Annotated in this window: 17 protein-coding genes and 1 pseudogene; all 18 read right to left on the bottom strand. The window is 49.5% G+C overall.

Translation table 11 applies throughout. From position 1 onward, the window contains the following. Positions 1-11: 11 nt before the first annotated feature. Complete coding sequence (locus SCACP_RS03195; RefSeq protein WP_425059988.1) at positions 12-842, bottom strand: class I SAM-dependent methyltransferase; 831 nt, start codon at positions 840-842, stop codon at positions 12-14. 3 nt (positions 843-845) lie between these two features. Further along, a complete protein-coding gene (locus SCACP_RS03190; RefSeq protein ID WP_425059987.1) occupies positions 846-1,370 on the bottom strand; it encodes an FmdE family protein in 525 nt (174 codons plus the stop codon). 348 nt (positions 1,371-1,718) lie between these two features. Next, positions 1,719-2,345: a hypothetical protein gene (locus SCACP_RS03185; RefSeq protein WP_425059986.1), complete on the bottom strand. Its 627-nt coding sequence runs from the start codon at positions 2,343-2,345 to the stop codon at positions 1,719-1,721. A 38-nt stretch (positions 2,346-2,383) separates the two neighbouring features. After that, positions 2,384-2,653, bottom strand: coding sequence for a hypothetical protein (locus SCACP_RS03180; RefSeq protein WP_425059985.1), 270 nt, complete (start codon positions 2,651-2,653; stop codon positions 2,384-2,386). Positions 2,654-2,674: 21 nt separating this feature from the next. Continuing rightward, positions 2,675-2,926: pseudogene (locus tag SCACP_RS03175) on the bottom strand (precorrin-8X methylmutase); the annotation flags it as partial. Between the two features lie 111 nt (positions 2,927-3,037). Then, positions 3,038-4,726, bottom strand: coding sequence for a WD40 repeat domain-containing protein (locus SCACP_RS03170; protein WP_425059984.1), 1,689 nt, complete (start codon positions 4,724-4,726; stop codon positions 3,038-3,040). Between the two features lie 278 nt (positions 4,727-5,004). Next, positions 5,005-7,098: a TonB-dependent receptor plug domain-containing protein gene (locus tag SCACP_RS03165; protein WP_425059983.1), complete on the bottom strand. Its 2,094-nt coding sequence runs from the start codon at positions 7,096-7,098 to the stop codon at positions 5,005-5,007. A 46-nt stretch (positions 7,099-7,144) separates the two neighbouring features. Then, on the bottom strand, positions 7,145-7,888 hold the full coding sequence (locus SCACP_RS03160; protein WP_425059982.1) for an ABC transporter permease: 744 nt from the start codon (positions 7,886-7,888) through the stop codon (positions 7,145-7,147). Continuing rightward, the gene (locus SCACP_RS03155) at positions 7,888-8,727 is read right to left on the bottom strand and encodes an ABC transporter ATP-binding protein (protein WP_425059981.1); all 840 of its coding nucleotides are present in this window, start codon (positions 8,725-8,727) and stop codon (positions 7,888-7,890) included. Before SCACP_RS03155 ends, SCACP_RS03160 begins: the two co-directional genes overlap by 1 nt. Positions 8,728-8,738: 11 nt before the next feature. Beyond that, entirely contained in the window at positions 8,739-9,836 is a 1,098-nt protein-coding gene (locus tag SCACP_RS03150; protein WP_425059980.1) for an ATP-binding protein, read from the bottom strand. Between the two features lie 50 nt (positions 9,837-9,886). After that, positions 9,887-11,899: a putative cobaltochelatase gene (locus tag SCACP_RS03145; protein WP_425059979.1), complete on the bottom strand. Its 2,013-nt coding sequence runs from the start codon at positions 11,897-11,899 to the stop codon at positions 9,887-9,889. Between the two features lie 45 nt (positions 11,900-11,944). Continuing rightward, positions 11,945-13,468 (bottom strand): cobaltochelatase subunit CobN, encoded by a 1,524-nt coding sequence (locus SCACP_RS03140; protein ID WP_425059978.1) that lies wholly within the window; start codon positions 13,466-13,468, stop codon positions 11,945-11,947. Positions 13,469-13,733: 265 nt separating this feature from the next. Further along, positions 13,734-16,079, bottom strand: a complete 2,346-nt coding sequence (locus SCACP_RS03135) for a cobaltochelatase subunit CobN (RefSeq protein ID WP_425059977.1) — start codon at positions 16,077-16,079, stop codon at positions 13,734-13,736. 12 nt (positions 16,080-16,091) lie between these two features. Next, a complete protein-coding gene (locus tag SCACP_RS03130) occupies positions 16,092-16,955 on the bottom strand; it encodes an energy-coupling factor transporter transmembrane component T family protein (RefSeq protein WP_425059976.1) in 864 nt (287 codons plus the stop codon). Next, positions 16,949-18,607 carry an ABC transporter ATP-binding protein gene (locus SCACP_RS03125; RefSeq protein WP_425059975.1) on the bottom strand — a complete coding sequence of 553 codons (1,659 nt, stop codon included), beginning with the start codon at positions 18,605-18,607 and terminating at the stop codon, positions 16,949-16,951. Before SCACP_RS03125 ends, SCACP_RS03130 begins: the two co-directional genes overlap by 7 nt. A gap of 11 nt (positions 18,608-18,618) precedes the next feature. Beyond that, the gene (locus SCACP_RS03120; protein ID WP_425059974.1) at positions 18,619-20,493 is read right to left on the bottom strand and encodes a hypothetical protein; all 1,875 of its coding nucleotides are present in this window, start codon (positions 20,491-20,493) and stop codon (positions 18,619-18,621) included. Positions 20,494-20,790: 297 nt separating this feature from the next. Then, positions 20,791-21,390: a class I SAM-dependent methyltransferase gene (locus SCACP_RS03115; RefSeq protein ID WP_425059973.1), complete on the bottom strand. Its 600-nt coding sequence runs from the start codon at positions 21,388-21,390 to the stop codon at positions 20,791-20,793. Beyond that, positions 21,380-21,913 carry an ECF transporter S component gene (locus SCACP_RS03110; RefSeq protein WP_425059972.1) on the bottom strand — a complete coding sequence of 178 codons (534 nt, stop codon included), beginning with the start codon at positions 21,911-21,913 and terminating at the stop codon, positions 21,380-21,382. The genes SCACP_RS03115 and SCACP_RS03110 overlap by 11 nt, the downstream gene beginning before the upstream one ends. Positions 21,914-21,917: the final 4 nt, after the last annotated feature.

Raw genomic sequence — 21,917 nt, 5'->3', positions numbered from 1 at the left:
TCTCCTGCCGGTTATACACACCAATACAGCCAGGCTATTTTGGACTTAACTTTTTCATAAACCAAGCCATTCTCAGCAACTTTGCCAAGATATTCGGCAATTTTAGCCTCTATCCCCGACATATCTGCATTTGATTTGGTCATTCGTTTCAACTGACTGCTGTACAGTTCCACAGCTTTTTCCAGCGGCCAGGCATGTTCAAACTCAGCGTCGCGGTAGCTGATTTCGGGATAGTATCCTGACAACCACAGAATATTGATGGCATAATAAATATTTTTGCCCCAGCGCTGTTCCGGGTCCCGGCCAAAAATAACCCGGTGCAGTTCATCGCGGAGTTCATCGCTGCGCTCAACAAAGCTGCTGATAAAGCAGGCTCCCTTACTCGCCCGGCACAGTTTTAACAGGCTCTCGCTGCTGCTTATGCCGGGACACACAGAGGCAAAGACCAGGTCAAATTTTTTATTCCAGCCGCATTCATCCAGATTGAGTGATTCCCACGCCGATAATTCAAAAACGGTATTTGCTGCGTTTTGACGCTGGGCATTGTCTTGCGCATACTGAATCATCCGGGGAGAGATATCAATTCCGACTACTGTTTTTACTTTTTTGGCAAATTCAAGGGCATATTTGCCTGGGCCGCAGCCAATATCCAGAATTTCAGCATCATTTCGTAAGATGCCTTTGGCTGTCAGGAGGTCGAGAATTTGTTGCCGCCGGGTTTCGCCCTCATTGTTACGGCTGTAACTGTTAAATTCATCTGCCCGCATGTCCCAAAATTTTTGTGTTTCTTCCAAGTCTGCTATATTGCTTCTCCATAAATTTTCAAAATCTTTTAATTCCATATGTCACCAGCCGCGATTATAGTCCACAAAGCAGTCACAACAAACTTTTTTCCCGTTATTAAGTCTGATTTTATGCTCGGGCGCACCCTCACCGCATTTTTCGCAGATAACAGTTGTGAAAATTCTTGCTTCTTCCGGCAAAGAATAGTGCGGTTGTTTAAAATCAAATAAATCTGAAGCCGGTGTGCTGAGCAAATACTCTTGCCGTTGTTCCCGGCTCATTTCTTCCTTGAACGGTTTTAGCACCAGCCTGATACTTTCGCCGCTCATTCGGTTAAAAAAGCTAAATGCCTGTTTGCCTGTACCCCGGTACAAAAGATTACCCTTGCCCAAGCTGCAGCCGGTTAGCACCTGAATGGCATCCACGCCGCAGGCATCATTCTCGGTAACACAAACTACTTCTTCATCAGCGGAAAACTTAATACCCAGCTTTTCCATAGCGGCCTCACAGGCCTTAAACCCAATAGCCAGTCCTGGACACTCATGTCCGTGAAATTGTACACACTTGTCCCATTGTTGTTTATCCATATCCATCCTCCTAAAAAAATAATAAGGTATGAAACCCGGGTCATTCATAGCTTGTCCCGAATGGTTTCATACCATATTTCGCAAATATATTGTTGGTAATAAGTGAGCCACTTTTTGTTTTATCCATGATACAACACATCTTGTCGTATCGCGAATTTTTCAAAATCCGCTTATTCAAAATAAATTTTACCACTTTAATTTACAATTGTAAATATTTAGATTGTGATTTTTTTCTTTTACAGGAAAGAACATAGCCTCGTCCAAATCCCCGATAGCCGTCTCATATTGTCCCTTGTAGTAATAACACACGCCGGTTCCTGTTTACCTGATTCTTCCATCTGCTGCTTGCTAGGGATAGGCTATAATTCCCGTGGCCTCCACATCAAAGAATTCTTGTTCCATTTCTTTATAGACCGTATAAGGGTCAATATCGGCAAATTTGTCAGGATACATGGTTTTTGCCATATATAGCATACCGATAATACTTCCCTCCGGGGTTGTCCCGATATTCTGAGCTAACAACAACACTTTGTTGTTTTTTACTGCAGCTAAATCATGCCATCCGGTCCGGGAAATTAGCTTATCATACGCCGCCTTAGCCGCTGTTCTATCGGTATAGCCTTCTCCCAAAGCCTTTTCCACCATGGGATCAAAGGCTGTTGCGAAGACCTCTTTGCTGGCAGCAGCTGGCACTGATTCTTGAGCGTTGTCATTCACTCCGAGCACCGTATCGGCCGCACCAATAGCTGTAATCATATTAAACGTCGATACATTAAGAGCAATGACTCGTTTCATAGTTGCCGGAATTTTGATCATGCGCCCGGCTGAGTCTTTCACTGTGCCACCGGCTGCAGGTGCATCTACCAATGCCGGTGTGCTTACCGGCTTGGTTGCGTTATCCTCCTTGCCGCAGCCGGCACAAAATAATACTGCCACGATAATCGCCAGCATTATTCCTGCTATCTTCTTGAACATAGCCCGCCTCTGCTTTTTGCTTTTAAATTAACTTCAATTCAACCTGCAGTATCTTTAAGCGGCTCAATAGGCAAAACATAACAGCCGTACCGGGTTTCAACGACAGATGCCGAAACATTATATACTTTCCGGATGTTTTCTTCGGTAATCACTTCGTCCGGCTTTCCCACTGCGTCGATATCCTCTTTCCCTTCTTCCAATAAACGGGCCGAATACACCTTGATGTCGACAACCTCTTTCAGCGCTGCTCCAGCCTTTCTCATGGCTGTGGCATAACTATGCCAGACTACTGCAGTAATTTTTTTCATTATACTTCTCCTCCCTTCAGACTACTTTTCAATCATATATAACATAGCATTGATGGTAGCTGCGGCAATAGGGCTTCCCCCCTTGTTGCCATGAACGGTAATATAGGGTACGGGCGAATGCTGCGCCAGACATTCCTTCGACTCAGCCGCACCAACAAAGCCGACAGGAACGCCAACAATGAGCGCAGGACGTACGTCGGATTCCTGCATGATTTTGATCACCTCAAACAAAGCGGTTGGCGCATTGCCGATAGCCAGAATTGCTCCGTCCAGTCTCCACCGCAGCCAACAGTTTTACAACACCGGCTTTAGCTATATTTCCCAGGCCTGTGCTTTGCTTATGCCGGATCTTCGATATCACGCATCAAGGATAAGAAAAATACGTTACTGTAAAATATGCAGCCGGTGTTGACCTGCCGCCACGGCATTCTCCATCCGGATAGGCGCTTCACAGGCTGCCACCGTTGTGCCGTCCCCGGCGATAGCAGCGGCAACACCGATTCCTTCCATCGGATAAAACCAGGCAAAACTATCGGCGCCGGCATTCTGAAAATCAAAACAATATACCCCGGCCCGCTCTTTTTTACGCGTTACATAATCGTGAAACACTGCGGCCACCATGTAGCGGCTGTCGGCGGAAAACCGGACTTTGCCTATGCCGCCTTCGGTCTGCCATTTCCACAGCAGCTCGCCCTGGTTGTTGTAAGCAAATAAGGTACTGGCGTCCGGATGACTGAACGGCGGCGCTGCGGCTGCAGTCTTATCCGCCAGATATGTTAAACCTGTCATCAAATATACCGTCCCGTCATTGGTAACGTGGGCCGCATTACCCGAGGCATACACCGGAATGCCGCTAATGTCATGTACCCTGCTGGCTTGTCTCAGCCATAGCGGTGTAAGCATTTTTGCTGCCCCGGACATATCTACTGCCGATAAATCAAAAAGCATAACCCGGTTATCGCTGGGATAAGCCACCAAATATTTGCCATTAGGGGAAAGGTCGATCCCGTCATAAATTCCTACCCACTTAAAATAAGGTGGCAGAACATCAATCTGATACCATGCGGCCAAAGCACCGGTTTGTCCATGTAACACCCGGATGCTGCCATCCGGATACTTATCGGCCGGGCTCCAGGAATGATTGGAAAATACCACCTTTTGACCGTCGTCCGACACCACAATTTTCGATACACCGGTATCCATTACCCCTGTTGCCGGGTATTGCCACAGCTTATTCCCCGTCCGGCCGTCGAAAGATGCTACCACACACTTTGTCGGATACACAATGGTTGAGCGCTCACCTTTTTTTTCAATAACTCGCTGCCGGTATTCGCCTGCAGCTATTACTTTATTACCGCTTACTGCAAGGGATCGCACTTTCGGGCGGTTGCTCCACTGCGCGTTGGCGCCGCTGCCGATTTGTTCGGAAAAACTATACTGCCAGAGCAACTTGCCTGACACGGTGTCAAACGCATACAACCTGGCATCTGTGCTGGATTCCCCGACAAATACAGTCGCGCCGTCCGCGGCAAAAGCAACACTGACCGGCAAACCGCTGGGAATACGATAATCCCACAGTTTTTTACCAGCTTTATCGTACATATAAACAGTATGATCAAAGGAAGCTACCGCGACATACTGTCCGTCCGCTGACACGGCTGTCTCCTCATATACTTGCGGGGCCCATTCCTGTATTGACGCAATATCTTCCAGAGAACCCAAACCAACTACAGCACGTACAAAAGTACCGGGTTTTTCCGGTGCGCTTGCCGACCAGGTTTGTCCGTCAACATTCAGTTCATAATTTGCCCCACGCTGCCAATCCTCGGGAATAGCAACAGTGCGTCCGCCTTCATAATGCCAGTTGACCGGTTTTTCCTGGCCATTTACTTTCATATTAATTTTCTGCGGCTGCATCTCATTACCGGTCAGAACAATGCCATTTTTGGTAAAAACACCTTGCAGCAACGTGGCGGCAGGCTGACGATCACACCCGGACAGCCCTAAAACAAGAAGGATGGTCAGCAAACCGGCCACAGTCCCGGTTACTGCCTTCTTTATTGCCATACTCATAGTTATTCATCTCGCTTCTCTGAACATATGTCCGAAGTCGGCCGCATACAAGCGTGACAAGCCATATTCACCGGCCAGACAGTTGCCGACAATAAATACTTTCATGTTCATTTCCTCCCTGTCAGTTCAATTTTGGGACAATAAGGGCCATGAAGATTATTAGACATAGACATGTCCGCCCAATAGCCTTCATGGCCATATACAATTCAACACTGCGCTTGCCGCCAGGCAATTTGCCCGTCCTTACTTTTTCCGGAAGGACTATACCGGTAATAAAATTAGAACTTGTGGGTCAATTCCAGATACATTGTCCGCGGCTGAGATAAGTAATAGGTATAATATTTTTTGTTGAGCAGGTTGTCCACACTCAGGGAAACAGTGGTGTTTTCTTCTATTTTATAAGATATTTTAGTATCCACTGTGAAATAGGCTTCATAGGTTCCATAACCTTTTTGGCCTTGCTTGCTTGGATCATTGGTTTCGCTCACGTAATTACCGGTCAAACTGCCCTGCCAGGGACCATTTGCGTAATTAAAGCCGATATTAAACATCTTTTTCGGCACACTCCCCATTTGCTTACCTACGTTTTCAGGAGCAGCTACGCTCTCCGTCACCTTAGCATCGTTATAAGTATAGTTGAGAAAACTATTCCAGCTGTCGCTCAAACGCTTGTTCAAACTAAACTCCACTCCGTTAATCCTGGCCTTGCCGGAATTTATGAATTGCGACACCGTTCTGTTGTCGGAATTGGTATAGGTACGTTTGTCAATTGCGTCAGTAACGTCAGTATGATAAATATTTAACCGGGTCAGCAAGGTTTTATCAATCCGGTAATCACAGCCCAGTTCATAGTTGGTGTCTTTTTCCGGCTGCAAGTCAGGATTGCTCTTGTAAATAGTGCCGCTGCTGCTTTCCCAGTCTTTGGCCAGTTCATAGACATTGGGCGCTCTAAACGCTTTACCGATGGAAGAACGCAAGGTCAACTTGTCATTCACCTTATGAACCAGTCCTAACTTCGGATTAAAGCTGTCGGCTTTGCCTTCCGGCGTATTATTGGTTATATAACGTCCTTGCGCGCTGTCATAGCCATAAGTATACCCGTCATAAAAACGCCAATCATCGTAACGTCCGCCCGCATAAAGAGTGGTATTGCCGTCCAGCTTATGCTCGTCCTGGAAAAAGATTGACTTGGTTTCCGTCTTTCCCCCAATATTGTTGTCACTATTAACTTTAGTCACCGTTAAGTCCCAGCCTTTAGAGGCAGTAGTTAAGGTTTTGGCCAGGGAATCCGATTGTTCGGTTCTAAATGTATAACCAACAGTCAATAAGTCTTTTGAGCCGGCTCTGAAGTCATACTGTACTTCCGCCTGGCTGGTCTTGGAAGGAGTGCGTGTATAAGAATAGGAGGATATATTATTCGTAGACGAACTATAACTTGTGGATACATACCAGCTGTTTAATTTCTTTTCGCCATAGCTGACTTTCAACGAACTGTCGTCACTCAATTTATTATCATAATGCACAGCCCAGATATGCTCATCGCGCACACCGCGGTCGGCAACATTTTCGCTGAAATATTTAAATTTGTTATCCCCGCCCGACAGAGTAATTTTGCTGTTCTCATCCAGGTGATACACCAATTTGCCATCATACAATTTTCTGTCCATCCCGTTTTTGCCGGGGTTGTTAGCCTTATCAGATCCTGGTATGGCAGTTTTATAGTCTTCATAGGCTTCATAGCCGTCAGCAGAAGTACCCTGTGCCGTTATGAAGTAATCGAGTTTGCCGGCACTGCCGCTGGTATAAATTGATCGGGTCTCTGTTCCTTGTCCCCCAATGCCTACGCGGGCGATTGTTTCCTGTTTGGCTTTTTCTTTAGTAATGATATTAATAACCCCGCCCATGGCATTAGAGCCATATAGCGCAGATGCCGGACCTTTGATTACCTCTATTCTATCGATATTTTCCGTAGGGATGTTCGCCAGGTTGACGCCGCCGCTATAGCCGTCGTTAATTGGCTGACCATCCATCAGGATGAGAATCTGTTTCTGACTGCCAAATCCCCTCATGGTGATCGAATCGGTAGAACCCATCAATCCTTTAGTTTGGCGGACATAGACGCCCGGAACTATCGTCAGGGCATCTGCCACCCGTTTGATATTTTTCTTGTCCATATCCTCTTTGGTAATGACTTCTACCGCAGCCGGTACATCTTTCACCTTCTTTTCGGTTTTAGTAGCCGTAACTACCACTTGATCCAAGTCAAAGCTCAGTTCCTCGTCGGCTGCCGCAAAGCCAAGATGCAAAGGCGAAAAAGCCAAGCCTACCGTCAGCGCTAAAGCAATACTTTTCTTTTCCCATTTCTTTTTCATTGTTTCCTCTCCATTCGTTTAAGCATTTACTCCTGTACCCTCCAAATTAATCACGTACATGCATCATTGTCCAAATACCGGCTCCAATCAGCGCAATGGTGTATCCTGCCAGCACTGCCAACGACAATCCCGGAACCTCACCACCGGTACCGAGCATCCGCAACGCGTAAGTAGCATGAGTCAAGGGCAATACTTCAATCACCCACCGTACTGCCGACGGCAAGGTATCAACGGAAAAAAAAGTGGCGCATAGGAATGACATGGGCAACAAAAAATAAGTACTGAAATTCGCCATATCTTCGTGAGAGTTTATCAGCATGGCCGCGATTAAACCCATCGCCCCGAATAACAGACTGGTCAATCCCAGTACCAGTAAAAAACCTAAGCTGATATTGATCGATGCGCCGAAAAAATGCGCAAGCAAAAAGATTACGGCACAGGACAACATACCCCGCATAGCACCGGCGAGAATTTTGCCGATGACAAAAGAGGCCGGCCCAATTGGGGCTATAAGATATTCTTCGAAAGTTTTGTGATACAATCTTGCCATATTGAGTGGTGATGCCACGGAATTGAAACTGATATTCATAGCATTCATGGCCATAATCCCCGGCACAATAAAATCCAGATAACTGCCGCCGTTCATTTGTATGCCGCGGCCCAAGCCCCAGCCGAAAGCAACAAGATATAAGATAGGTGTCACCATACGGGAAAGAATAAATTTTCCCAAGCGACGGTCCAGGACCAACCAGTCACGCCAAAACACCGTGTGTATATCGTAAAAGCTCACTATCCCACCACCTTTCGACCGGTCAACTCGACAAAAACATCCTCTAAGTTTGAACGGCGAATCATGGTATCGGTAGAAAGCTGCCCGGCAAAAGAGGCTGCCTCGTTTCTGGTGCTGAAAAACCGGTATTCTGTAGCGCCCTTGTCACTCCATTCAACGACATAGTCACCCAGCCGCCGGCACAAGGCTGACGGGCTATTCAAAGCAATCAATTTGCCTTTGTCCATAATGGCTACTCTTTTGCATAAATTTTCAGCTTCTTCAATGTAGTGGGTTGTCAACAAAACGGTAATTCCATCATGATTCAGTTTGCGGACAAGATCCCACAAACGCCGCCGGACTTGCGGATCAAGCCCGACAGTCGGCTCATCCAGGAATAATACTTTGGGGCGGTGGAGCAGCGCCCGGGCAATCATCAGGCGTCGCTTCATACCGCCGGAAAAAGTCTGCACCATGTCCTTGCTCCGCTCGCTTAACTCGACGTAGTCCAGCAGTTCATCAATCCGTTTATTCCGCTCGCCGGCGGGAATATGATGCAGCCGGCCATGCAAGTCCAGATTCTCTCTTGCGGTTAAATCTATATCCAGGTTTAAGTGCTGCGGAACAACGCCGATCGTGCTTTTTATTTCCAAATCATTATCAGGAATCTGCCAGCCGTTGATACTGATTCTGCCGTCTGTCGGTTTTGTCAGCATTGTCAAAATTCTGATAGTGGTTGTTTTGCCTGCACCATTTGGCCCAAGTAACCCGAATGTCTCACCCTGCTCTACAGTCAGAGTAAGATTATCAACAACTGTCCGCTCGCCAAATTTCTTGACCAGTCCCTCAATTACAATCATGAACGCATCTCCTATCGTGCCAATTTTTGATTATGCACGTGCTGATGCGTGTGGCTATGGCTATGCTGATGAGAATGCGGGTGCGACATAACTTCTTGCAGTTTTTTTTGGTCTGAGCCAATTTCCTGGAAAGGTTTTTTCCGCATGCGGTGCATAAGAGCAAGTTCAACTACCTCGGCAACATCGGACCGTTCGACTTTGTCTCGGCCATTCAAGGCGGCCAGCGCTTTGGCAGCCTTCAGCATAACCAAGTCGGCGCGGTGGCCGTCAACTCCCATTTGAACGGCGATGTCGGCAATGTTATATAACACATCATCGTCATAGCTCACTGCCGGTAACAGTTGTTGGGCAGCCACAATTTTCTCCCGTAGCTTCCCCTGTTCGGCTTCCCAAGCGGCAGCAAACTTTTCCTGATTTTCTTCAAAAGCAGTGCGGCGTTTGATAACCTCTACCCGCTTGGCCGGATCGGCAATCCCCTCAATGGTGACGCACAACCCGAAACGGTCCAATAATTGCGGTCTTAACTCGCCTTCTTCCGGGTTCATCGTACCAACCAGTATAAACTGCGCCGGGTGGGAAAACGACACACCCTCCCGTTCGACGGTGTTAACCCCCATGGCTGCCGCATCAAGTAATACATCAACAATATGGTCATCCAGTAAATTGACTTCATCGACATAGAGGATGCCCCGGTTAGCTTCTGCCAGTACACCCGGCTCAAATTTCTTTTCACCGAATTTGATGGCATGTTCAATATCCAGCGTGCCTACAACCCTGTCCTCAGTAGCCGATACAGGCAGATTAACTACTTTCATCGGCCTCTTGGCCCGCGGTAATACTTCCCCCTGTTCATAGCGTTCATGACATTTAGGACAGTGTGTCAACGGCTGGTCAGGATCGCAGTGAAACGGACAGTCGGCAACTACGTCAATTTCGGGCAAGAGTTCAGCTAAAGCCCGTACCGCTGTTGATTTGGCGGTTCCCTTTTCCCCGCGGATAAGTATCCCGGAAAGACGCGGATTAATGACATTGAGCATGAGCCCTTTTTTCATGCTGTCCTGGCCAACAATAGCCGCGAATGGATAGTTGATCGGTTTGTGATTATGCATATTTCCTATCTCCTCTACCTTATAATAGTAAATCTAAGATAATAGTAAATCTAAGCTAACGCCCCACGGACAATGTCCACCAGGCTGTCGACTTTGAGTTGTTCAATGGTGTAGCACTCGGCACCAAGCCGGACTGCCAGTTCTTGCGCTTTACCAAACGACAATAGGCCTTTTTGCTCGGTATCAACAACTATATATTTAATGTCCAGTTCTTCGCGCATGGCTTCGGCCACCCGATGGGCCTCAGCCAGCGGTTTGTCCCCCGCCATGGCCACATTAGCCTTACCGTCAGACAAAATAATGACAATCGGCCGCATATGCGGACTGCGTTTCAGTTGCTGCCGGACCACTTCCTGAGCTTTGGTCAGGCCGGCAGCCAACGGCGTTTTGCCGCCAACCGGCATTTCCACCAGACATTTTTGCGCCAGTTCGACACTATTGGTCGGCGGCAACAATACCTCGGCCCGGTCGCCTTTAAACGCTACCATACCCACCCGGTCCCGTTTCTGATAGGCATCCTGCAACAGAGATAATATGGCCCCTTTCGTCTCAATCATCCGCTGTTTGGCCCCCATTGAGCCGCTGGCGTCAACGACAAACAACATAAAGTTGCCAATGCGCTTTTCCCGGACTTTTTCCCGGATATCGCCGGTTTCAATGACCAGCGCCATACCATTGGCTTTACGGCTCTGTTGAAAAGGAGCGGCAGCGCGGATGGTGGCGTCAATAGCCAGGTCGTTACGTTCCCGGTGGCTGGTGCTCTTTACATACCGGCCAACACTGGAATCGGTTTTGGTACGCGAACGCCGGCCAGACCCCCGGCGAACCTGGCGGTCTTTATCATGGCTGATGCGCTTAATGACAAAAGGTTTGCCCACGGCAAACACCGTCTCTGTAGCCGGGTTGGCGCTGCTATTATTATCCTGGTTGTCATCCTTGTCCCCTTGTTGCTGACTTTCTTGCTGCTGCTCCGGAGGTGGCGGCGGAGGTTGTTGGTCTTGCCGGTCGGGTGGCTGCTCCTCACTTTGGTCTTCCGGCGGTTCAGGCTGCTCGTGTTCCTGCTGCTTAGGTGTCTGTGATTCATCCGGCGGCTGACGGCGACGATGCGCCAACACCAGCGGCGCAATATCTAAAACATCCTGCCCGGTGACTTCCCGCCGCCCCCGCCAGGCAGCCAGCGTTACCGCTGCGCGAACCAGCATGATGTCCGCCCGGTGCCCTGCGGCAAAGGCCTCAGCACATAGCTGGCTGGCCATGGTATATAATTCATCCGGCATCTTGACCACTGGCAATAAACTGCGGGCGGCAATCACTTTTTCCCTGAGCGCCGCTTGTTCATTCTGCCACGCGGCTATAAATGCCCCGGGACTCATTTCAAAGGCTTCCCGGCGCTTAATAATCTCCACTCTTGTCTGCCGGTCAAGCACCCCCTGAACATCGACACACAAGGCAAAACGGTCTAATAGCTGTGGTCTGAGATCGCCTTCTTCCGGGTTCATAGTACCTACCAGGATGAATTCTGCCGGATGAGTCACACTAATACCTTCCCGCTCAACAACATTGATGCCGCTGGCAGCCGCGTCCAACAGCACGTCGACGATATGATCATCCAGCAAGTTGATTTCATCGACATAGATGATACCCCGGTTGGCTTCACCCATTAAGCCGGGCAAAAAAGCCCTTTGCCCGGCTTTGATGGCCTGTTCAAAATCCAGGCTGCCGACCACCCGGTCTTCGGTGGCCGATACCGGGATATCAATAACCGGTACCGGCATGGTTCGGGTTTGCACACTTCCTTTCCGGCTGCCGCAGCCGCCGCACGCCTTGCCGGGATCACGGGGATCGCAGTGATACGGACAATCTGCCACCGCTTCCATGTCAGGCAGAATCTCAGCCAGCCCCCGGACAGCCGTTGACTTGGCAGTCCCTTTCTCACCGCGGATAAGTATACCGCCTAAACGGGGATTTACCGCATGGAGCAAGAGCCCTAACTGCAAGTCCTCCTGTCCGGCCAAAGCGGCAAAAGGATAGATGACCCGGCGCTGTTTGTTTGGTTTTTCCATATTCTCACCTCAACTTTCAATAACAACCTGCCTGTAGCCGATAACCTACTTATACAGCTTGGCTTTCCAAGCCGGAACATCTTCAGCGGTGATAATATCAATACTTCCCCCCTGATACTCACCGTCGATGTCGCCCATCCGTTCTTCCATCCAGCCTTCAATCTCCATATAGGTATCTTTCAGCCCATCCAGTATTGCGGGATCGGCTGCCCATAAACCCCGTTCAGCTGCTTCCAGCAGCCGTCGGTTAATCTCTTCCATGGCCCAGGGGTTGTTCTCTGCAAACCATTTTCGCATGTCTTTGTCCAGCACGTAGGTCTTAGCCAGGTCGTCAAACACCCAATCGGCAACCTCGCCGGTGGTTGCCTCCCAGCCATATACATGGGTGATACGTTTGGCCATGTCGCCAGCTCCTTTGTAGCCGTGGCGCTTCATACCGTCAATCCAGCCGGGATTTAAGATTTTTACACGGATAATGCTGTTAATCTCTTCGGATAAGCTGGTGACCGCCGGGCGTTGGGGATCCCGGGTATCGCCGAAGTAGGTTTTTACTTCCCCGCCCTTCTGCGTCCGGGCGGCGGCAGTCAAACCGCCGTAATAGGAAAAGTGGCAACAGCAGCCAAAAATATCATATTCATCGGTTGCCGCCTTGTTGTAGGTCAAATCAACTGTTGTCAACTGTCGTTTAAACTGTTCGGCGGCTTGCCGGCCACCCCGGTTTTTCCCGTAAGCATAACCGCTCCAGGCAATGAACACATCGGCCAAGTCTTTTTCGGTTTTCCAGGCCGATGCGTGTACGGCCAGGCTTACTCCGGCACCATACGTATTGGGCTTGCTGCCAAATATCCGGGCAGTAGCCTGTTCCCATGCCTCAGGAGTACTGTCTGCCAACTGTTCCAGTTGCTCCAGCGCATGCTTGCGTACATAATTTTGCTCGCAAGGCTCATCCAGTTCCGCCACTGTGCGAATGGCTTCATCAATGAGGTCAATGATTCCCGGAAAACAATCCCTGGTAACGCCGCCGATACGCAAAGTAACGTCAATCCGCGGGCGCCCCAAATCGGTCAGCGGGATAACGCGGAATCCCTTGACCCGTCCGCCGGCAACCCACTTGGGCTCTACTCCCAGCAGCGCCAATATTTGCGCCACCTGCTCGCCGTCGGTCCACATACAATCGGTGGCAAACAGCACCATGCCGCAATTTTCCGGCACCCGACCGGTATCCTGCTCGTGCCGGGCGATCAGCGCGTCAGCCAACTTTTGGCCAACTTTCCACGCCGCTTTGGTAGGAATGCGTTCCGGATCGGCACTGTAGAAATTTCGCCCTGTAGGCAGAATGTCTGCCCGTCCCCGGGTAATCAATCCGGACGGTCCGGCCGGGAGATACCCGCCGCCGAAGCCGTGCAGCAAACTGTCGATCTCCTTTGAGGCGGCAAGATTCGTGTCAATACTTTTTACCTTGTCCCGCCAGTAGCCTAACTCCTCAACTTTTGACAGGTTTACTAAATGAGTTCCCATAACCTTTTGTGCTATCGTAAGTATGTCTATATTCAAGCCGCTTACCGTCATGTTGCTCACCTCTCCACACTCAATTAAATATTTCGCTTTGTCATTGCGAACGCCAGTGAAGCAATCCCGTCATTCATTCTTGTTGGTGTTGCTGAGCAGTATGCGTGTCTCCCAATGACCGTTAAATCATCAGTTCATTCTATACACTATCAACTATATGAAATCCAATAAAGATTTTTTTCTAGGCGTGTTGTTAGTAACGCTCCACCGCGGGCGCTTGACTTACGCTTATACTAACAACACGCCTGTACATCTTTATTGGATACTATATAGCCATAAAATTGCGGACAAATTCTTTCACATAGGTATTGGCATCCTGCAGCAGGGCGCCATAGTTCTTGCCAAAGCCCGCGTGCCATTCATGGGGATTGTCTTTTAGCTGGTCATAGTCGAGACCCATGAGTTCCACCACCAAACGGACCAGCGTTCCGTGTTCGCCGGTATCATGCTTGAGTACAGCCTGAATAAAGTTGACCCGGCGCTCCCCTTCAGGGATGTCACCAAAAACATGCATGCCATCCTGATGCAGCCGGTTTTTCAGCCCGGTAATTAGGCCATGCAATTTCTCAACAATTACGTCAAAATCATCATGGTCATGGCCAATGTCTGCCAGCAACTTAGCCTCTACCGCTTTGTCCGTAATCAACTGTTCCAGTTCGTGACTACGGGCAGGATCGGTATGTTTGGCCTGAATGTATTGATCTAAAAAGCTTTCCAGTTCTTCCAGGTGGCCATAAGTCGCCGCCTCCACCATCACGGTCTGCATATGCCCGATCAGAGCGGCATAGCTGCGCCGTTTGGCGATTGTACCTTCCGGCGGGTTGTCGGTGTTGTAAATATAGAGATGAGGGACTGTTCCCAAGGTAAGTTCAGGAAAACAAGTTTCGGAAAGGCCCACCGATTTGCCTGGCAGAAATTCCAGATTACCGTGAGTACCGACATGTACAAGCACATCAGCGCCCCACATATCCTCCAGGTAGCGGTAGGTAGCTACGTACTGATGGGTCGGCGGGCATTCAGGGTCATGCAGCAGCTTACACACCTGTCCGTCACATCTTGGTCCGGCGCAGCCCCGTTTGGGCTGGCAACAGACAACCACATTGCCGTATTCAACCCCGGTAATCAATATTTTTCCGTCATATACCATGGCCGCAGGCACACCGTCCTTTTCTTCCCCCGGCGGCTTACCCCAGGTTTCAATCATGGCGGCCTGAACCGTGGCCGGAAACTTGTCAAACCACTGCCGGTATTCGGCTTCGGTTAAGTATTTTATTACCCCGCCCTTTTCCACAATCTCCTCAATAGGCGTCCAACGAAAATCCGAAATGGCTTTTGTCCCCATGATCCGGTCAATAAGTTCTTTGCCTGATGCCGGCAAGTTTTCGATGTGGTAGCCGGCTTGCTGCATGCGGGCCATAATGCGAGCCACGCTCTCAAGCGAATCCAGGTTAGCGGCGCCACCCACAGCTAATTCCACACCATGACAGGGGCTGTTGTGAAGAATGATGGCGACTTTCCGCTCTGACGGCTGCTTGGACCTGAGATCTATCCACTTTTTTACCCGCCTGCACAAATAATTTATCCGTCCTTTTAGCGGCAGATAAAATTCCAGCGCTCCGCCAATGCTCTGCTCATGCACCCGGCTCAATGACCCGATAACAATGGGTTCAATAACGCCATTGCACTCGGGCATGGCTACCGACATTACCATCGTCGGTCCGGAAATTCCGTAGGCATCAGACCGCCACTCGGCTTCTGTCTTGCTATAGGTCAAGAGCCCTTTAATGATTGGCACATCCAAGCATTTAAGCAAATCATCACCGGCAGGCTTGGCTGTTCGTTCCGTTTCTCCTTGTTTCACCATGAGGAACGACTGGAGATTAATTAAGCCGTCAATGACCGGTTTGTCATTAACCATAAAGTAGTTATTAATTACATAGACATTATCTTCTGAGCCTGTCTCTATATCGCGCCGTCCGGTGCTAAAGGCCGGCAGCGCGTTGCAGCCTAGTTCATCAAGTTCCCGCACAAGGGATTCAATCACTTCGGTATTATGATTAATCCACAAATGCCGGTAAAAAAGTATCCCAACCGTAGGTCTTCCTGGAAGGCAGGCAGGACAGTTGTCCATAAAATCTACCGCATCCTCATATAAGCGGTCACTTCCCGGATAAAAAATGCCCTGCCAGGGAATTTCTTCGGGCGGCAAAACGGTAACTTGCGCACCTAAAACTTCTTTCATAATATATAGCAGGGCGTTTTTAGCGTTTTCTGTTCCGCCCAGCGTCAAATAGTGTTGCACTGTTAGCGCCACGTGAGCGCCAACGCTGTTATACGCCAGAAGACCCGGGTCATAGCCGAAAGCAATCGTTGGTTTTTGCTTGCTTAAGGCGCTGATTTCCCCGGAAATATCCTCCCACACGCTGCCGGTTGATGGAAATAAAAAGAGTGCATCGGCCTCGGAACGAAGATATTCGAGCATTTCTTCCCGGTAACTTCCGTCTTCCAGTTCACGAATACTGCACATTTTCAGTTCCAGACCGGGAATATGTCCCAAAGCTTCAGCTAATGCCGGTATATAACTCGTCCACATAATAGCTCCGATTTTCATAATTGTCCCCTCCTATAAGTATGATCGGGCAATTTCATACACAGGCCGCAAACTTGAAGCATAATACAGTCCATATTGATAACAAATATAGCTAGTCTTGCTTAGAATCACTATAACAGCCAGCAGTATGTAAACACTAAGAAACATTTTTTCACCCGGAGTAAAACACAACTCTTCCAAGTAAGTGCGGCGGTCCTGGGAACGAAAAGCCCGGCTTTCTACAGCAACCGCCAAGGTTCCTGCCCGCCTGAGACAATTGGCCAGAATCGGCGACAGTAACCGGATACTCAACCGGCTGCCGCCACGCATTGTAGACGCCGAGACAACCTGCATGGTTTCTTGCATAAGTATAGGAATAAACCGAACCGCCGTTACGGCCATAAACGCCAGACTGTACGGCATTCGCAACCGTACCAGTCCCAGAAGCAGCAAGCGGGTGTCGGTAGTCCAGCACACTAACAATCCCAGCGTGGTCATAGCCGCCATCCGCAATCCTTGCCTAAGTCCGTATATAACCCCCTCATGATAGACATATAATCCTTTAGTCAGCGGGCCCAAAACGGGTAACTCGGGCGCGATGAGCGTAAGCATCACCGTACGCGGAACTTGTTCGTAAAACAGCGCCTGGCTGAATACCGCTCCCCATAACCCCAGCAGTACAACCACTACAGCAACTTTGAGTTTCATGAGGGGCAGCCGGGCTATCAGCATTCCTGCAGCACCGACTGCCAGCATAATTGCCAGCAGAGCGGGATTATCCAAAAATATAATGACAAAGCCGGTAATGAGCAGCATGCTTATTTTGACGCGCGGATCCAGGCGGTGGATTAGGGTAGTCCCGGCACCCGTCCGGGTAAGCTCCTGCCAGTTCAGCATATCCACTTCTCCTCCAATTCCAGAGGAGTAAATACATCCGGGATGCCAAGCGCCCGGCCTACCAACCACGACTGGGTAGGTCGCAAACCGCTGCGGTTAAGTAACGGAGCATCGGCAAACACGTTACGGGGCGGACCATCAGCCACAATCTTTCCCTGATTCAGGACAATAACCCGGGTGGCATACCGGATGGCTGACTCTACATCATGAGTACAGAATACCAGTGTTTCAACCTGGTCCATCAATGCCGCCATCATGCTTTCAATATTTCGCTTATCTTGTCCGGTCGTCGGTTCATCCAGCAAAACAATCTCCGGTTGCATTGCCACTACAGCGGCAATAGCCGTTCTAAGCCGCTGACCACGGCTTAAAGCCAGCGGCGGATCATCTTGAAGATCTGCCAGCGCCAGTCCCTGAATTGCCTGCCCATAACGTTCAGTCATTAAGGCTGACACGGTTTTTAGATTACGCAAACCAAATTCAACCTCTTGCCGGACACTACTGTGAAAAAGCATCAGGTCAGGGTTCTGCATCACCATCCCGACTGTTCCCAGCGGCAACTTTTTCTTTCCGTCAATCAGTCTGCCGGCTACCCTCACGGTGCCTTGCTGGGGCGGCGTCAACGCTGCCATATGCGCCAGCAAAGTCGACTTACCTGCCCCGTTGCGCCCCATTATGGCCACTTTTTCGCTTTTGTGTATCGTAAGATTAATACCATTTAATACTTGTTTATCATTTTTGGCATACCGGTAAAAAAGATCGCCAATTTCCAGGACGGGTGTTCCCGCAGCCGCCGGCCGGCAACAAACGGCTGCCGGCTTAGATTTTTTCCTGACACCCGACTTCAATAGATTAACAGCTTCCTCAACCGTCATCGCAATATGGCCCTGTTTCAGCCGTCGGCTGATTTCCACTGTTTCCGGCAGCCTCAGGCCCATCTTGATAAATAACTCAGCCTTGGCCATGGCCTGCCGCGCCGGGGCATCGACGACGATTCTCCCGCTGTCCATGACGACAACGCGGTCAACATACTGCGCCACTTCGTGGATGCGATGCTCGACCATGACTACGGTTACCCCGTACTCCCGGTTGAGTTTTTTGACTACGTCCATAACCTCGCAGGCACCTTGGGGATCAATTTGGCTAATGGGCTCATCAAGAGCCAGTATCCGCGGTTCAAGCGCCAGCATGGAAGCAATGGCCAGCCGTTGTTTCTGGCCGCCCGATAAAGCCGCCGTACTCCTTAGCCGGTAGCCAGCCAAATCTACCGCCTTCAGCGCCCACTCCAGCCGTTGTTCTATTTCCGCCCGCGGCAAACATAAGTTTTCCGGGCCAAAGACCACTTCATCCTGAATCACTGTCGCGAAAATCTGATCATCAGGGCTTTGCTGCACCAGCCCAACTTGGGCAGACAGTTCAGCCATAGTCATAGTCCGGGTGGTACATCGGCCAATAACCACTTCCCCTTGGCACCTGCCGCCGGAAAGATGGGGAATAATGCCGTTTAAACATTTTAGCAACGTACTTTTGCCACAGCCGGTCGGTCCCGTCAACAGGACAAACTCCCCGTCGCTAATTTTCAGGTTGATTTGCTGTAAGCTGGCTGCCTCCCGTCCGGGATACCAAAAACTGAAATCATTAAAGGCAATCATCTGTCACACCTCTAATCCATTGATGTCCGGCGCAAAGTACCGCCCAACCGGCAGCCGATAGCAGCACCGGCAACCGTATAAACAAAACCCGCGGCAATCACGGCCTGGATATACCAATCGGCATAAAACAGCCGGAACAAAGTCATATAAGCCATAAAGTTCATGTAACTTGTAACAACATCGACAAGACCGCACGCGATTGCAATCAGCATTACCTTCCCCGCAGTACTGCAGCCGGCCTGGTTACGGGTCACGCCAGCTGTGTACAGAGCGCTCTCCAGACATACGGCTAGAGCAGCATAGGTCAAAACTTGCAAGGGTGTAAAGTGGCCGAAAATAAAACCGTTTAAGATAAATCTGACAATAATCATGAGAGTTATGGCCCCCGGTCGGGGTATAATCACCGCCAACGCAATCATCAATGCATACAGCACAGTTTGACTGAAAAAACCGGTGAACAAAAAACTAAACGGCCCGAAAACAACGTGAGTAATATCCCATAAGACGGTTTGCGGCAAATTTACCGTTACAAACGTAACTGTACCAAATAACGAAACCGTAACAAGCTCTTTGGTAGAAAACCGCGACAGTGCGGCTTCCTGCCGCCATAGCAGCCAGCCAGTACCGATAACGGCAAGCAAAGACATAACGAGCGTAATCATTACCGGCCGGTCATTGCGGGTCACAAGCTGTATTTCTTTTTCGGAACTGCTAATGACCTTATTGACCCCAAATACCGAAGCCTCAGTCTTGAACAGGTAGCTGCCCGCGACCGCACTGTTCTCATTCAGGTATACAGGCAATACTACCTGAGTACCGGAATGAGGCGGTATGGCCGCAACGCCATAACTGTAACCAAAACCGGCATTTTTATGCGGTGGTGACGTAAATGCGGGCGCCAGAGCGCCGCTCACGGGATCAAGAATTTTGCCGGAAACCAGAATCAACACATGTTCGTCACCGTCATTACTCACCATAATACCGGCATAGGCAAAAGGTTCATCATCAAGGCGGCGGTTGTCCGGCTCGCCCCCCGCCAGCCGCGCCAACCTGCTGGGCGGCACATAGACTAAACTGCCTGAACCGGTTTTCGGATCAAACCGGCCGGTAAAATCGACCGGTAATTCTACGGCCTGAATACGGATTTTACTGCTGATATCGGCAACTGACGCCACTTGTACAGCCGCCGTCCCGCTCATTTGCCATTGTTCCTTCCCGTTATCCACAGTCACGATGGCCCGAATCAGCGGTTTGGTTCCGGCCTGCACAGCTTTCAGTTGCAATTGCTCATTCCAGTTTTCATTTTTAGCCTGCAAACGTTTCCGGCCGATAATGTGCCTGACTCCATCCACGGTTTCGATACTCATTCCCTGCGGGATATTGGCCGCTTCAAGGCCAGCGGGTATCTTTATATCCACCTTGATATTTACAGTCTCATCGGTGTGATTGGTTAATAAAATATTGGCGGTAAAAGCACTCCCCGCCGGCACTACGCCGATGCTGCCCGCACTGTTCAGGCCATATGGGGCTTGCAGCACGAACGACACTTTTTCCAGTCCGGCAGCCGGGCTTTGCCCTGTTAGCACAATACTCTTCCCACCGGCCAGCGTCAGCTCAACAAAGTATTTTTTATCCGGATCCCATTTTGTAAATACAGGTATCTTTTGCCTTAACCCTGGTCCAATCGCCACAACGGTCAGCACTTTTCCCTTTTCATTCATGATGCTCAATTTTTCCACTTCGTGCGGAGCATCCAGAACAATATCCACACCTTGCCCGGTAAACTCAACATGGCCTGTTATCGCCTGATTAACATTGAGAAACAGGTACAAGCCTGCAACTGTTATTACAACAATTGCTACCAGTGTCCATTTTGTTTTGTTCATTACCATTCTCCGTTCCATATCCTATTACAAGATATGCAGACGATATTTTCCCATCGGCCTATACGGCATACGCCTCCTTACACAGCAAAATAGCCATGAAAAATAAACCTTACCCTGCTCCTGCGGGTTGTTTACCTTCATGGCTAATCACTAAAAAACAAAAACCACAAAAGCATTGTCTTATTTCAAGACAATAACCTTCATGGTTAAGAGGCGTGTTGTTAGTAACGCTCCACCGCTGGCGCTTGACTTACGCTTATACTAACAACACGCCTGTACATCTTTATTGGATACTTATCATTGCTGTGAAGATTTGGCGGCTTTAATAAAATAACAATCGTTGCCATCTATTACGTTCACTACATTATAGCCGGCAGCCGTCAGCCATTCACACACTGTCGCCGCTGCCGCCAGCCGATCGTCTTGTACGGCTGCGGTACCGCCATGAATGGCATTAACTTGTTCCCTTGATAAATCATGCATTATCGTTAAAATACCCTTTTCGACGAGAATATTCCGCATGTGCTGGAAAAATAAATGTTTATCCTTGATATGCGGGAAAAAGTTAAAACATACTATGGCATCATATAAGTTATCCGTCATAAAACTCATGATATCGGCAACGACAAACTCGATGCCGCCCAAGCCAGCGTATTTGGCTTGAGCTATCGCCAGCATTTTGGCAGAAAAGTCCACTGCCGTTATTTGTCCCTGGCTTCCCGTGATGTTCTTAATAAACGGCAACAGTATGCCTGTCCCGCTGCCGGCATCAAGCACCCTGGCGCCAGGACCTAGCCCGATCATATTTACCAGGCGGGATATTTTTTCTTCATCGGCTGCCCGCGTCGCATCCCAGTCTGCGGCAATACGATCAAAAAAACAAGCGTCACCCACCATTTTTCACCTGCCTGAATGTTACTGATCCTGCCTGCAATTTTTTAACCAGCAACGGTATAAAAATCAGTTGAATAGCCATCCCCGGCAACCCCGTGGAAAAAACGCCAAGAAGATACGCCAGCGGCTGGATCTTTATCTGCAATAAACCACCTATAGCGGCCACAGCAAGTCCTGCGGCCAGCCTTCCTGTCAACATTGCTCCAACAAGCGACCAAACAAGCGGTACATTACGCTTTTGATACAAATAGCCGGCACTCAGCCCATAAACTCCAAGTTCAACAACCATTATCGGCAATACCGGCAGTAACGGCGGCATACCTGTCAACAGACTGCTCAACACCGGCGTCAGGGCTCCTGCCGCTAATCCGCCCTGGCTGCCAAGCAACAACCCGGCCATCAGCACCGGGATATGCATCGGCAGGAAGACCGATCCGCCGGCACCGGCTAAGTGAAAGGCTAGCGGCAGCACAACTCCCAGGGCGATAAACATGGCGACGCCTATCAATTTCTGTGTAGAACTCATATCA

It is taken from the genome of Sporomusaceae bacterium ACPt (assembly GCA_041428575.1).
Taxonomy (GTDB): Bacteria; Bacillota; Negativicutes; order Sporomusales; family Sporomusaceae; genus Sporomusa_D; species Sporomusa_D carbonis.
Note: the sequence above shows the minus strand (reverse complement) of the source record. Positions and strands in the feature narration are given on the sequence as shown.